Origin of the sequence: Microbacterium suaedae, from assembly GCF_003254645.1 — a bacterium.
Lineage (GTDB): Bacteria > Actinomycetota > Actinomycetes > Actinomycetales > Microbacteriaceae > Microbacterium > Microbacterium suaedae.
In genome coordinates, this window is sequence record NZ_PNFD01000004.1 from 288066 (window position 1) to 300891 (window position 12826).

General features: G+C 69.5%; 11 protein-coding genes. 5 read left to right on the top strand and 6 right to left on the bottom strand.

The window, feature by feature from the left end:
• From C0012_RS13640 to C0012_RS13655, 4 genes are all read right to left on the bottom strand, one after another.
• Nucleotides 1–1167, bottom strand: a complete 1167-nt coding sequence (locus C0012_RS13640; RefSeq protein WP_232527941.1) for a Gfo/Idh/MocA family protein — start codon at nt 1165–1167, stop codon at nt 1–3.
• A gap of 92 nt (nt 1168–1259) precedes the next feature.
• Complete coding sequence (locus tag C0012_RS13645; protein WP_111467144.1) at nt 1260–2315, bottom strand: substrate-binding domain-containing protein; 1056 nt, start codon at nt 2313–2315, stop codon at nt 1260–1262.
• Between the two features lie 43 nt (nt 2316–2358).
• Nucleotides 2359–3381 (bottom strand): ABC transporter permease, encoded by a 1023-nt coding sequence (locus tag C0012_RS13650; RefSeq protein WP_111467145.1) that lies wholly within the window; start codon nt 3379–3381, stop codon nt 2359–2361.
• Nucleotides 3378–4898 (bottom strand): sugar ABC transporter ATP-binding protein, encoded by a 1521-nt coding sequence (locus tag C0012_RS13655; protein WP_111467146.1) that lies wholly within the window; start codon nt 4896–4898, stop codon nt 3378–3380. The genes C0012_RS13650 and C0012_RS13655 overlap by 4 nt, the downstream gene beginning before the upstream one ends.
• A 124-nt stretch (nt 4899–5022) precedes the next feature.
• Here C0012_RS13655 and C0012_RS13660 point away from each other — a divergent pair, with 124 nt between their 5' ends.
• Both C0012_RS13660 and C0012_RS13665 read left to right on the top strand, forming a co-directional pair.
• Complete coding sequence (locus tag C0012_RS13660) at nt 5023–6219, top strand: ROK family protein (RefSeq protein WP_111467147.1); 1197 nt, start codon at nt 5023–5025, stop codon at nt 6217–6219.
• A complete protein-coding gene (locus C0012_RS13665) occupies nt 6216–6896 on the top strand; it encodes a ThuA domain-containing protein (protein WP_111467148.1) in 681 nt (226 codons plus the stop codon). The genes C0012_RS13660 and C0012_RS13665 overlap by 4 nt, the downstream gene beginning before the upstream one ends.
• Before the next feature lie 27 nt (nt 6897–6923).
• Here the strand turns inward: C0012_RS13665 and coaBC are convergent, their stop codons facing one another.
• A complete protein-coding gene (gene coaBC, locus C0012_RS13670; RefSeq protein ID WP_111467149.1) occupies nt 6924–8141 on the bottom strand; it encodes a bifunctional phosphopantothenoylcysteine decarboxylase/phosphopantothenate--cysteine ligase CoaBC in 1218 nt (405 codons plus the stop codon).
• Nucleotides 8142–8237: 96 nt separating this feature from the next.
• Between coaBC and C0012_RS13675 the strand changes: the two genes are divergently transcribed.
• The 3 genes from C0012_RS13675 (at nt 8238) to C0012_RS13685 (ending at nt 11102) form a co-directional block, all read left to right on the top strand.
• A complete protein-coding gene (locus C0012_RS13675) occupies nt 8238–8930 on the top strand; it encodes an NRDE family protein (RefSeq protein WP_111467150.1) in 693 nt (230 codons plus the stop codon).
• A gap of 127 nt (nt 8931–9057) precedes the next feature.
• Nucleotides 9058–9825 (top strand): metal-dependent hydrolase, encoded by a 768-nt coding sequence (locus tag C0012_RS13680; RefSeq protein WP_111467151.1) that lies wholly within the window; start codon nt 9058–9060, stop codon nt 9823–9825.
• A gap of 236 nt (nt 9826–10061) precedes the next feature.
• Entirely contained in the window at nt 10062–11102 is a 1041-nt protein-coding gene (locus C0012_RS13685) for an NAD(P)-dependent alcohol dehydrogenase (protein ID WP_111467152.1), read from the top strand.
• A gap of 54 nt (nt 11103–11156) precedes the next feature.
• On the opposite strand, the gene C0012_RS13690 is transcribed toward C0012_RS13685, so the two are convergent.
• Nucleotides 11157–12716, bottom strand: coding sequence for an alpha-N-arabinofuranosidase (locus C0012_RS13690; RefSeq protein WP_111467153.1), 1560 nt, complete (start codon nt 12714–12716; stop codon nt 11157–11159).
• Between the last annotated feature and the right edge of the window lie 110 nt (nt 12717–12826).

Here is a 12826-nt window from a genome sequence, read left to right on the forward strand (position 1 = left end):
TCAGATCGTGATCCAGCGCGCGTCAGCGGCCGAGCTCTCCTCGACGGCGGCGAGCACGCGCTGCACCTGCGCACCCTCGTCAAACGTCGGCGTCGGCACGGTTCCAGCGGCGATCGCCTCGACGAGGTCCTTCACCTGGTGGCTGAAGGCGTGCTCGTACCCGAGCATGTGGCCCGTCGGCCACCATCCCTCGAGGTACGGGTGCCCGGGCTCGGTGACGATGATGCGCGTGAATCCCTGATCGGTGTCGGGGGTCGTGCGGTCGTACACGTGCAGCTCGTTCATGTTCTCGAGGTTGAAGGCGATCGCGCCCTTCTCGCCCGAGATCTCGACCGTGAGCTCGTTCTTGCGGCCGGTCGCGAAGCGCGTCGCCTCGAACGCGGCGAGCGCCCCGCCCTCCAGCCGGCCCGTGAAGATGGCGACGTCATCGACCGTGACGTCGCCGTACTCGTCGCCGCCCCGCCCTGCGATACCGATGCGCTCGGTCTCGACCGGACGCCGCTTGACGATCGTGTCGACGACACCCGAGACCGTCGTGACCTGCTGATCCGTGAGGAACTGCACGAGGTCGACGGCGTGGCCGCCGATGTCGCCGAGGGCGCCCGCCCCGGCCTGATCCTTCTGCAGGCGCCACGACAGCGGCGCCTCGGGATCGACGAGCCAGTCCTGACGGTAGGCCGCGCGCACCTGCTGCACGGCGCCGATCCGCCCCTGGGCGATGAGGTCGCGGGCACGCGTGAGGGCGGGCACGCGGCGATAGGTGAATCCGAGCATGGCGATCGCGCCGGATCCGCGCGCCGCGGCGGCCATCCGGTCGGCGTCCTCGACCGTGTTGGCGAGCGGCTTCTCGCAGAGCACGTGCTTGCCGGCCTCGAGCGCGGCGATCGCGATCTCGTCGTGCGAGTGTCCGGGCGTGACGATGTCGACCACGTCGATGTCGTCGCGCGCGACGACCTCACGCCAGTCGGTGGCCGCCTCGCGCCAGCCCCACTTCGACGCCGCCGCCTGGACCGCATCTTCGTTCCGGCCCACGATCACGGACATCTCGACAGCGCGCGGCAGGTCGAACACCCGCGGCGCCGTCCGCCACGCCTGGGAGTGCGCTGCCCCCATGAATCCGTATCCGATCATGGCGACGCGGAGGGTCGCGCGTGCCTGTTCACCCATGCGGGATCCTTTCCTCGTGGAGAGCCGGCGTCGCCCGGGGCGCGCCGAGGCGGCGGGGAAGGCCCCGCCGCCGGGACAGATGGCGGCCGCCGTCAGGAGCGGAAGCCGATGTCCATGTATTGTTCGACGTTCTCGGCGGTGACGACGGGTGCATTCAGCTGGATCGTGCGCGGCACGTCGGCGGACACGAGATCCGAGAAACTCTTGTCCTGCGCGACGAGGCGCGCCAGCTTGATGCCATCGGCCGCCTGCGTCGACGGGTAGACGACGGTGGCCTGCATGACCGTGTCCCCGGCCTGGATCTGCTCCATCACGTCGAGCGAGCCGGCGCCGCCGACCATGAAGAACTCGTCGCGGCCCGCGTTCTCGATCGCGGCGAGCACGCCGATGCCCTGGTCGTCGTCGTGATTCCAGATGGCGTCGATCTCGGGCTCGGCCTGCAACAGGTTCGATGTGGCGGTCTCGCCGCCCTGGATGGTGAAGTCGGCGGAGACTTGCGTCGAGACGGACAGGCCGCAGTCGTCGAGCGCATCAGCGAAGCCCTGCGAGCGGTCCTGCGTAAGTGGCAGATTCGCGATGCCCTGGATCTCTGCGACGACCGCGTCGGACTGGTCGGCGAGCTGTTCGCAGATGTACGTGCCGGCCGAGACGCCCATGCCGTAGTTGTCGCCGAGGATCGTGACCCGGGAGGCGAACGGGCTCGACAGCTCTCGGTCGACGTTGATGACCGGGATGCCCGCCTCCATCGCCTCGAGCGCGACCTCGGTCAGCGCGTCGCCGTCGAACGGCAGCAGAACGATGGCGTCGACACCCTCGTTGATGAACTGCTCGATGTGGCTGATCTGCATGTTGACGTCGTTCGTGGCCTCGGCCTGACGCAGATCGATGTCGTCGTACTGGTCGGCCGTGTCCAGCGCGGCGCCCGTGATGGCGCCCATCCATCCGTGATCGGCGGCAGGCGCAGAGAAGCCGATCGTGACGGTCTCGCCGGGCTCGTCGTTGGCCGTGCCGCCTGTGACGGCCGTACCCTCGTTCGAGGTCTCTTCTTCGGGCGGCTCGCCTCCGAGGCAGCCGGTCAGCAGGAGGGCGCCTGCGGCGAGAGCGGCGGGAACGGCGACCAGGTTTCGCCGTGCGATGCGTGCAGACATGTGATCTTCCTCGATTCCATGCGGTGTTGTGTGGTGCGGGGTTTCAGGTGGATCGCGAGCGGCCCGCGAACCGCTGCTGCAGGAGCACGGCGACCACGATGATGGCCCCCTTCGCGACGAGCTGCGCCGAGCTCGACATGTTGTTGAGGGTGAAGATGTTCGTGAGGAGCGTGAAGATGAGTACACCGATGACGGTGCCCATGATCGTGCCGCGGCCGCCTGCGAGCAGCGTGCCGCCGACGACGACCATGGCGATGGCCTCGAGCTCGTAGAGCATGCCGTGAGTCGAGGTACCGGCCGTCGTGCGCGCGAGCATCATCACCCCGGCGATCCCGGCTGCCAGCCCGGCGAGGCCGTAGATGTACACCATGTGGCGCCGCACTTTGATACCCGCGAGACGCGCGGCCTCGGCGTTGCCGCCGATCGCGACGGTGCGGCGGCCGAAGGTCGTGCGGTTGAGCAGAAACCAACCGGCCACGGCGACGACTGCGAAGATCCAGACCAGAATCGGTACGCCGAGCGGCTCCAGCCGGAAGAACTCGATGAACGCAGCGTTCTCGACGCGCTGCGTCTGTCGGCCTGAGATCAGTTCGGCCAGCCCGCGCGCGCCCGCGAGCATCGCCAGTGTCGCGATGAACGGCACCACCTTTCCGTAGGCGATGATCACGCCGTTGATCAGGCCCGCGGCGGTGCCCACGACGAGGGCGGTGAAGACGATCACGATCCAGTGGGAGTTCTCCGCCATGTTCTGCGTCGCCCACGTGGTGGCCCAGACCGTCGCGAGCCCCATCACGGATCCCACGGACAGGTCGATCCCGCCGGAGGTGATGACGAAGGTCATCCCGACCGCGAGCACGCCGAACACGGAGGCAAGGCTCAGGATCGTCACCAGGTTGCCGATGTTCATGAATCGGTCGCCGCCCGTGACCGCGCCGACGACGCACAGCAGCAGGAGCGCCGCGACGAGACCCAGATTGTGCCCCGCGGCGCCAGACAGCAGCGATCGGAACCGACCCCGCTCTCGGGATCCGGAGCTCCCCGCATCGACGGTTGCTTGTTCGGTCACGCGCCTGTCCCTTCCATGACGAGGTCGAGCACTCTGTGCTCGTCGATCTCCTGCGCGGGCGCCGTGTGGACGATGCGCCCCTCCGACACGACGAGCACGCGGTCGGCGAGCCCGAGCACCTCGGGAATCTCGCTCGACACCATGAGGACGGCAGTCCCCGCGTCGGCGAGACGTCGTATGAGGGCGTAGATCTCGCTGCGCGCCCCCACGTCGACTCCGCGGGTGGGCTCGTCGAGCAGCAATACCTCGCAGCCGTGCACGAGCCAACGGGCGAGCATCGCCTTCTGCTGGTTGCCGCCCGACAGGGTGCGGATCGGTCGTTCGACGCCCGCGGGCCGCATATCGAGCGCCGTCGCCTGTTCCTCCGACACTGCCTTCTCGCGGCGCTCGTCGAGCCATCCGGCTTTGGCGATACGTGCGAACGACGAGAGCGTGATGTTGCGGTAGACAGGCTCGTCGAGGAGCAACCCCTGGCTCTTCCGCTCTTCGGGCGCGAGCCCGATCCCCGCCCGGATGGCGCGGTCGACGCCCCCCTTCCGAACCGCGCCGCCGTCGAGCGAGACGGTCCCCGCCGTCGAACGGCGCGCGCCGAAGACGGCCTCGAGGATCTCCGAACGTCCGGATCCGACGAGCCCCGCCAATCCGACGATCTCGCCGGCCCTGACGGTGAAGGACACATCGGCGAACTGGCCCGGCACGGTGAGACCGTCGACCTCGAGCCGCGTCGGCGCATCGGCGGGGACGCCGGGGCGCGCCGGGAAGGCATCGGCGACGTCTTTGCCGGTCATCAGACGGATGAGCTCGTCGGTGGCGGTCGCGGCCACGTCCAGTCCCCGCGAGACCGTGCGGCCGTCCTTGATCACGGTGATGCGGTCGCCGATGCGCCGGATCTCCTCGAGGCGGTGCGAGATGTAGACGATCGCGATGCCCTGGGCGGTGAGGTCGTCAACGACGCGGAAGAGATTGTCGACCTCGCCCGAGTCGAGCACCGCCGATGGCTCGTCCATGACGATCACCCGGGCGTTCCGCGACAGAGCGCGCGCCATCGACACGATCTGCTTGCCGGCGGCCGAGAGCGTGCCGACGGCGCGGTGCGGGGCGATCTCGGCGTGCCCGAGGCGCTCCATCAGCTCTCGCGTGCGTTCCGCCGCGACCCGGCGCTGCGTCACGCCCGCCGTCGCGAGTTCGTGACCAAGGTAGATGTTCTCGGCGACCGTGAGCCCGTCGACCACGTCGAGCTCCTGATACATCGTGGCGACGCCGTGCTCGAGCGCCGCGACAGGATTCGGGATCGAGATCCGCTCGCCGTCCATGAGGATCGAGCCCTGGGTGGGCTGGTGAGCGCCCGCGAGAACCTTGATGAGGGTGGACTTTCCGGCGCCGTTCTGACCGAGCAGGCAGTGCACCTCACCGGAGCGCACGTCGAGATCCACGCCGTCGAGAGCGCGGACTCCGGGGAACGTCTTCACGATGCCCTGCATCTGCAGCAGGGGCACGGATGGGTCTTCACTGACCATATGGCGAAGCTATACCGACTTTTGTTGCCTGTCAATCAAAAGTGTGCGAGCTTTGTGCGCAGCTGCTCGCGATCGTCCGCAAGCAGCCGAAGAAGGTGCCGGAAGGGCGTGGTTAACTGTGCTCATGGAAGGGCTGCAGAAGTTTCCGCCGCGACCGACCGGCGCCGGAGATCTCTTCCAGCTTTTCCGCGACGGCGCCCCGCGCACCCGCGCCTCCCTCGTCTCCGAGACGGGGCAGTCCCGTTCGACCGTCGCGGCGCGCATCGATGCCCTCACGGCGATCGGTCTCCTCGCGCCGGCTGGCGAGGCGACAAGCACGGGCGGTCGCCCGCCGTCGACGTTCGCCTTCGCGCCAACGAACCGAGTCGTGCTCGGCGTCGATCTCGGGGCGACGCATGCGCGCCTCGCCGTCACCGACCTCGCCGCCGGGACGCTCGCGTCCACGCAGGCTCCGCTCGCGATCAGCGAGGATCCGGAACGCGTTCTGAGCTGGGTCGCCGAGACAGGCTCATCGCTCGTGGCAGAAGCCGGACGCAGCCTCGACGAGCTCGCCGGCGTCGGCATCGGGCTCCCCGGGCCCGTCGACCACGCCAACGGCCGCCCCGTGAACCCGCCGATCATGCCGGGCTGGGACGGCGTCGACGTTCCCGGCTTCCTGCACCGACTGCTCGGCGCGCCCGTGGTCGTCGACAACGACGTCAACGTGATGGCCCTCGGAGAGCACCGCACGGCGTGCCCCGACGAGCAGAATCTGCTGTTCGTCAAGGTCGCGACCGGCATCGGATCCGGCGTCGTGATGGATGGTGAGCTTCGGCGCGGCGCACAGGGCGCGGCGGGAGACATCGGCCACGTCGCGGTTCCCGGTGCCCCCGAGGTCCCGTGTCGCTGCGGAAACTCCGGATGCCTCGAGGCAATCGCCGGAGGCGGCGCGATCGCCCATCGGCTGCGACAGGGCGGGGCGCGGATCGACACGACGCAGGACATCGTCGACCTCGTCCGCGGCGGCGACATCGCGGCGGGCCAGGCGGTGCGCCAGGCGGGACGCGACATCGGCATGGTGCTGGCGACGTCCGTCAGCATGCTGAACCCGGCCCGCATCATCGTCGGCGGGATGCTATCGGGCGCGGGAGAGCACCTCATCGCGGGCATCCGCGAGGTCGTCTACCAGCGTTCCCTCCCGCTCGCGACTCAGCACCTGCGGATCGTGACATCGAGCGCCGGCGCGCAGGCCGGTGTGATCGGCGCCGCAACCCTCGTGACCGACCGTTTCCTGGCCCCGCACGCGATCGATGCGCTCATCACCGACAAGGAGGACACGTGAACACGCGTACGGCTCTCGTCGTCCGCGGTGGCTGGGAGGGACACGATCCCGTCGGCTCCACGGACATCTTCATCCCCCAGCTCGCCGACGCCGGATTCGACGTCGTCATCGAGGACTCGCTCGAGGTCTACGCGGACGAATCCGCGATGTCCGGCGTGGACCTCATCGTCCAGTGCTGGACGATGGGCGACATTCTCGTCGACGAGATGCACGGACTCCGCGTCGCGGTCGAGAACGGAGCCGGGCTGGCCGGGTGGCACGGCGGGATCCTCGACTCCTTCCGCGGCGCCACTGACTTCCACCACATCGTCGGCGGCCAGTTCGTCGCGCATCCCCGCGACATGGTCGACCACGAGTTCGTCGTCCGCCCCGAACGCGTCGACCATCCGATCACGGCCGGGATCGGGCCGCGCGTGCGAATCACGACTGAGCAGTACTGGGTGCAGACGGATCCGCTATGCGACGTGCTCGCGACGACGACCCACGAGGTGCGGCCAGACGCCCCGTGGAACGAGCCCGCGACAGTGCCGGTGATGTGGACCAGGCGATGGGGGCGCGGCAAGGTCTTCGTATCGACGATCGGACATGGGCCCGACGACCTCCGGATCCCTGAGATCCGGACGATGATCGGCCGCGGCCTGATCTGGGCCGCGCGGGAAGAGGCTGAGTCGAACTGAGCCGATGACGCCGCGACTCACGCCGGGTCAGCGAGCCGAACGCGCGAGGATCACGTCGACGAGCGCTTCGGCGGTGTCGCGCTTCGTGCCTTCGATGTCCGCGACGACCGTTTCGGCGTCGTCCACCACGATGAGGTGGTTGTCGTCCTGTTCGAAGCCCGCCGTCCAGCCGACCTCGTTCGCGGCGAGCAGATCGGCCCCCTTGCGGCGGCGCTTCGCGAGCGCCCGCTCGGCGAGCGTCTCGCCGTCGACCGGCGTCTCCGCCGCGAAGCCGACGATCGTCTGGCCCTCGCGGCGGCGGGCGGCCAGGCCCGCGAGGATGTCGGGCGTCTCGACGAGCTCGAGCCGCAGCGGACCGCTCGCGTGCTCCTTGCGCAGCTTCTCGTCCGCGACCTCGTGGGGTCGGTAGTCGGCGACGGCCGCGGCCATGACGACGACATCGGCGCCCTCCGACCGTGCTGCGACCGCGCGCTCGAGGTCGTCGGTCGTGCTCACGGGGATCACCTGGATCCGCGGGTCCCCCGCCGTCTGCTGCAGCACCGCGCGGTCGATGTTCGCGGCGAGGAGCGTCACATCCGCGCCGCGCCGCGCCGCGGCGAGCGCGACCTCGACGCCCTGCCGCCCGCTCGAACGGTTGCCGAGGAAGCGCACCGGATCGAGCGGCTCGCGCGTCCCGCCAGCCGTGACGAGCCAGCTGCGGCCCGCGGCCCCGCCGGATCCGTGATGCAACTCGCGGAGCACGGCGTCGTGGATCCGCTCGGGCTCGGCCATGCGCCCCGGCCCGCTGTCGCCCCCCGTCAGCTCGCCGGCCTCGGGGCCGATCATGTGCACGCCGCGCGTCGTGAGAGTGTCGATGTTCGCCTGCGTCGCCGGATGCAGCCACATCTCGGTGTGCATGGCGGGCGCGATGAGAACGGGCGCGGTCGTGGCGAGGAGCGTCGTACCCAGCAGATCGCCCGCGAAGCCGGCCGCCATCTTCGCGATCGTGTTCGCGGTCGCCGGTGCGACGACCACGAGATCGGCCTTCTGCCCGAGCGCGACGTGCCGCACCTGGGCGACATCGTCGTGCACGCTCGTGGTCACAGGATTGCGGCTGATTGCCTCCCAGGTGGGCTGCCCGACGAAGCGGAGCGCGTCGTCGGTCGGCACGACGTGCACATCGTGCCCCTCCTTCACGAGCAGGCGCACGAGCTGCACGGTCTTGTAGGCGGCGATCCCGCCCGTCACACCCACGACGACGAACATGGATCCATCCTGGCAGGGCAAGCTCGATCCGTGTCCGGAAGGGCCCGCTGACGCGGCGTGTCCAGGAACTCCGCCATACGCTGGGGAGCGATCCTCATGTGCACCGTCGTCTTCCGCATCCCCGAAACCCCGTCCGATCCCGTGCGGCTCCTCGCCGTGCGCGACGAAGACCCCACGCGCCCCTGGAACGCGCCCGGCGAGTGGTGGCGCGAGCTGCCCGGCGTCATCGGCGTGCAGGATCGTCGCGCGGGCGGCGCGTGGCTCGCCGCGATGCCGGAGCGGGGCCGAGCCGCGGTCGTGCTCAACCGCGAGGGCGAGCCGGCCGGCGCGCCCGAATCGATCGTCTCGCGGGGCTCGCTCGCGCTCGACGCCGTCTCGGGCCGTCCGCTCACCCGCCACTCGCGGATGCGGGGATTCAATCTGCTGAGCGTGCGCGACGGATCCGTCGAGGTCACTTCCTGGGACGGATCCCGCTTCTCGCGCACGACCCCGGGACCGGGCACGCACATGCTCGCGCACCACGACGTCGATGACGCGCGCAGCGCGCGCATCGGGGCGTGGCTCGGCGCCTTCCGCGAGGCCGACGCCGACGACTGGGGTGATGTGCTCGCTCGCACGGGCGAGCTCGATCCGACGGATGACCGGGCGATCGTCCGCGACAACCGCCCGCACGGATATCCGACCGTCTCGACCCTCGCCTGCGTCGCCTCGGTGTGGGCCGACCGATCCGAGGTGCGGTACGCCGAGTTCACGACCCCCGGCACCTGGTCGCCGCTGACGTTCGCGTGATGAGGGGTCCCGTTCCTCCCTGCACAACGACGCCAATTCCGTCCGTCGGCCCCGCGACACGCTGCCGATCCGGGTACTCCGCGCAGAATTGGCGTCGTTGTGCAGTTCGCGTGATGAGGTCCGCCGCATGATGGGGACCTCCCACGCCGTGTCCGGTGCCGCCGCGTGGGTCGCGATCACGACAACGACGCCCGGTTTCGGGTGGGAGCCGCTCGCCCCGGTCGGGGTTCTCACCGGCGCCCTTGTCTGCGCGGGCGCGGCACTGCTCCCCGATATCGACCACCCGTCGTCGACCGTGGCGACGGGTCTGCCGGGAGGACGGGTGATCTCCGGCGCCGTCAGCGGGCTCACCGGCGGGCACCGCAAGGGCATGCACTCCCTCATCGCCGTCCTCGGCGTCGTCCTCGCCGCCATCGCCCTCTCGTACGCGAGCTGGACACCGCCGGGCTGGGACACGGACCTGCCCCTCGGCCCCGCGGTCGGTGCGGCCGTCTGCATCGCGATCGGCACGAAGTGCCTGCGGATCGCCCGCGGATGGTTCGCGTCGTGGCTCGTCGGCATCGCCGCAGCGGGCGGCCTCATGTGGTGGTTTCCCGACCAGTTCGGCTGGCTCGCGACCTGCATCGGGGTGGGTTTCGTCGTCCATCTCATCGGCGACACCCTGACGACAGGCGGCGTGCCCTGGCTGTGGCCGATCATGCTGAAGCGTCCCGTCGCATTCCGCCGCACGCTGCTGATCACGAAGCTGTGGCCGCGACGCGGATCCTTCGCCCTGCCCCTCCTGGGCGACGCGGGGTCCGGGCGCGAATGGCTCCTCACTCTCGCACTCGGCGCCTTCGCCGCCTGGGGCCTCGTCGGCGCAGCGGTGCAGATCCTCGCCCCACTCTTCGCGTAGACCCCGTACACAACGGACCCCCACCGCCGCGAGCCTCGGCTCGGCTCGCAGACCCCAGCTGCACAACGACGCCAATTCTGTACAGACTCGCACGACACGCCGGGGATCCGGGGGCCGCGGCTCAGTTCTGGCGTCGTTGTGCAGCGGGGCCGCCCTCACCCCCGCTTGCGCGTGGCAATCTGGGGAGGCGAGCGCCCCGGTGCTCGCCTCCCCAGACGCACGACCTTGGAGACCCCATGCTCACCGTCAACGCATACGGCGCCACCTCCGCGACGGATCCCCTCGCCCCGCTCACGATCGAGCGTCGCGATGTCGGGCCGCGCGATGTGCTCATCGCGATCCGCTACGCCGGAATCTGCCACAGCGACATCCACACGGTCCGCGAGGAGTGGGGCCCGATCACCTTCCCGCAGGTCGTCGGCCACGAGATCGTCGGCGAGGTGACGGAGGTCGGATCCGAGGTCACGGCGCACGCCGTCGGCGACCGCGTCGGAGTGGGCTGCATGGTGAACTCCTGCGGCGAGTGCGAGCAGTGCCTCCTCGGCGAGGAGCAGGACTGCCTCGAGGGCAACATCCAGACCTACGCGTCGGTCGACCGCGACGGGACGATCACACAGGGCGGATACTCGACCCACGTCGTCGTCGACGAGCGCTTCGTTCTGAAGGTGCCCGAGGCGATCCCCTACGAGGCGGCCGCTCCCCTGCTCTGCGCGGGAATCACGACCTACTCGCCCCTCGCCCGCTGGGGCGCCGGACCGGGCAAGAAGGTCGCCGTCGTCGGGATGGGCGGGCTCGGCCACATGGCCGTCAAGATCGCCGTCGCGATGGGCGCCGACGTCACGGTGCTCTCGCGCACCGCGTCGAAGAAGGACGACGCGCTCGCCTTCGGGGCATCGCGCCACATCTCGACGGGCGAGGAAGGCGCACTGAAGGAGCTTCGCGGATCCTTCGACCTCGTCATCAACTCCGTCAGCGCCCCGCTCGACATGGACGCCTATCTTGCGACTCTGCGCCCCCACGGTGCGCTCGTGAACGTCGGTGCGCCGCCCCAGCCGCTGCCCATCAGCGTGTTCTCGCTCATCGTGGGCGGGAAGTCGTTCGCCGGATCCAACATCGGCGGGATCCGCGAGACGCAGGAGATGCTCGACTTCTGTGCCGAGCACGGCATCGCGCCCGAGACCGAGCTCATCGGCGCCGACCGGATCAACGAGGCATACGAGCGCGTGCTCGCGAGCGACGTCCGCTACCGCTTCGTGATCGACACGGCAACGCTGTAGGCACGCCCGACGCGAGCGCCTCCGATCCCTCGGAGGCGCTCGCGCGTTCGTGCGTCAGGCCAGGGTCAGCGACACCGTGGCGTAGGAGTGCGCGGGCAACGTGACCTCGATGCCGTTCTCGGTACGGCGCAGCCCGTCCAGCGCGACCGGTGCGACCTGCTCGGGAGCCTCGGGTGTGTTGTGCGCGGCCAGACCGTCGGCTGACAGCACGCGGCCCGACATCTCGGTGACCTCCCGCCCGCGCAGATCGAGCTCGACGATGCGGTCGGACTCGTGGTCGAGGTTGGTGAGCGAGATGAGGGCCGTGTCGCCCTTCGTCGAGGCCGACGCCGACACGAGCGGCAGCTCGCCTCCCTCGACCGCGCGTGTCGGCGCGCCCTTCACATGCACGTCGAGCGCGTCGGCGTCGTGGTGCCCCGTGTTCATCTCGAACACGTGGTAGCTCGGCGTCTTCACGAGGGCGCCCGTCTCAGCGTCGGTGAGCAGCATCGCCTGAAGCACGTTCACCGTCTGGGCGATGTTCGCCATCACGACGCGGTGCGCGTGACGGTGGAAGGCGTCGAAGTGCACCGACGCGACGAGCGCGTCGCGCAGCGTGTTCTGCTGGTACAGGAACCCGGGGTTCGTTCCCTCCTCGACGTTCCACCACGTGCCCCACTCGTCGACGACGAGGCTCACGCGACGATTCGGATCGTGACGATCCATCACCTGCCCGTGCCGCGTCAGCAGCTTCTCCATGTGCAGGGCGCGCGACAGGGCGAGGTACCACTCGTCGACGTCGAAATCGAGCGCCGACCCCTTGTCCTGCCAGCTGCCCGTCATCGTGTAGTAGTGCAGCGACAGGGCCTGGAACGGGGCGGCCTTGCCCTCCTCGGCGGACAGGTCGTCGAACGACTCCATCAGCACCTCGGTCCAGTGCAGATCGTCCGCGTTGGCGCCCGCCGCGATGCGGTACACCTCGTTGCCCGCGTGATCGCGCACGTACGTCGAGTACTGACGCGCCAGGGAGGCGAACTGCTCGACACGCAGATTGCCGCCGCAGCCCCACGCTTCATTGCCGATGCCGAAGTACGGCACCTTCCACGGCTCGTCGCGACCGTTCTTCCGCCGCAGATCGGCCATCGGTGAATCGTCGGCGCGCGTGAGGTACTCGATCCACTCGCTCATCTCGGCGACCGATCCGGATCCGACGTTGCCCGAGATGTAGGCGTCGGTGCCGAGCATCTCGCAGAGGTCCATGAACTCGTGCGTGCCGAACGAGTTGTCCTCGACGACGTCGCCCCAGTGCGAGTTGACCATGCGCGGGCGATCCTCGCGCGGACCGATCCCGTCCTGCCAGTGATAGTCGTCGGCGAAGCAGCCGCCCGGCCAGCGCAGATTCGGGATCTGCAGCGCCCGCAGCGCCTCCACCACGTCGGTGCGGATTCCCCGCTCGTTCGGCACATCGCTGTCTTCGCCGACGTAGAAGCCGCCGTAGATGCAGCGGCCCAGGTGCTCGGCGAAGTGACCATAGATGTGGCGCGAGATGCGCGATCCCGGGAGATCCAGATCGATGACGGCGCGGATCGGTTCGGACACGGATGTGCTCCTTCTTCGTTGACGGTCGGATGGCATCGGCCATCGATGCTTCCCGCGCGCACCAGATTTAACGATAAACCCACGGGTCGCGACTACGATAGCGGCCACGGCGGACGAGCACCAGCCGCCCCCGTTCGAGAATCGGA

Excerpts from the sequence above, each read along its gene's own strand:
- C0012_RS13640 (WP_232527941.1), bottom strand. The coding sequence starts at position 1,167 with ATGGGTGAACAGGCACGCGCGACCCTCCGCGTCGCCATGATCGGATAC.
- C0012_RS13645 (WP_111467144.1), bottom strand. The coding sequence starts at position 2,315 with ATGTCTGCACGCATCGCACGGCGAAACCTGGTCGCCGTTCCCGCCGCT.
- C0012_RS13655 (WP_111467146.1), bottom strand. The coding sequence starts at position 4,898 with ATGGTCAGTGAAGACCCATCCGTGCCCCTGCTGCAGATGCAGGGCATC.
- C0012_RS13660 (WP_111467147.1), top strand. The coding sequence starts at position 5,023 with ATGGAAGGGCTGCAGAAGTTTCCGCCGCGACCGACCGGCGCCGGAGAT.
- coaBC (WP_111467149.1), bottom strand. The coding sequence starts at position 8,141 with ATGTTCGTCGTCGTGGGTGTGACGGGCGGGATCGCCGCCTACAAGACC.
- C0012_RS13675 (WP_111467150.1), top strand. The coding sequence starts at position 8,238 with ATGTGCACCGTCGTCTTCCGCATCCCCGAAACCCCGTCCGATCCCGTG.
- C0012_RS13680 (WP_111467151.1), top strand. The coding sequence starts at position 9,058 with ATGATGGGGACCTCCCACGCCGTGTCCGGTGCCGCCGCGTGGGTCGCG.
- C0012_RS13685 (WP_111467152.1), top strand. The coding sequence starts at position 10,062 with ATGCTCACCGTCAACGCATACGGCGCCACCTCCGCGACGGATCCCCTC.
- C0012_RS13690 (WP_111467153.1), bottom strand. The coding sequence starts at position 12,716 with ATGCCATCCGACCGTCAACGAAGAAGGAGCACATCCGTGTCCGAACCG.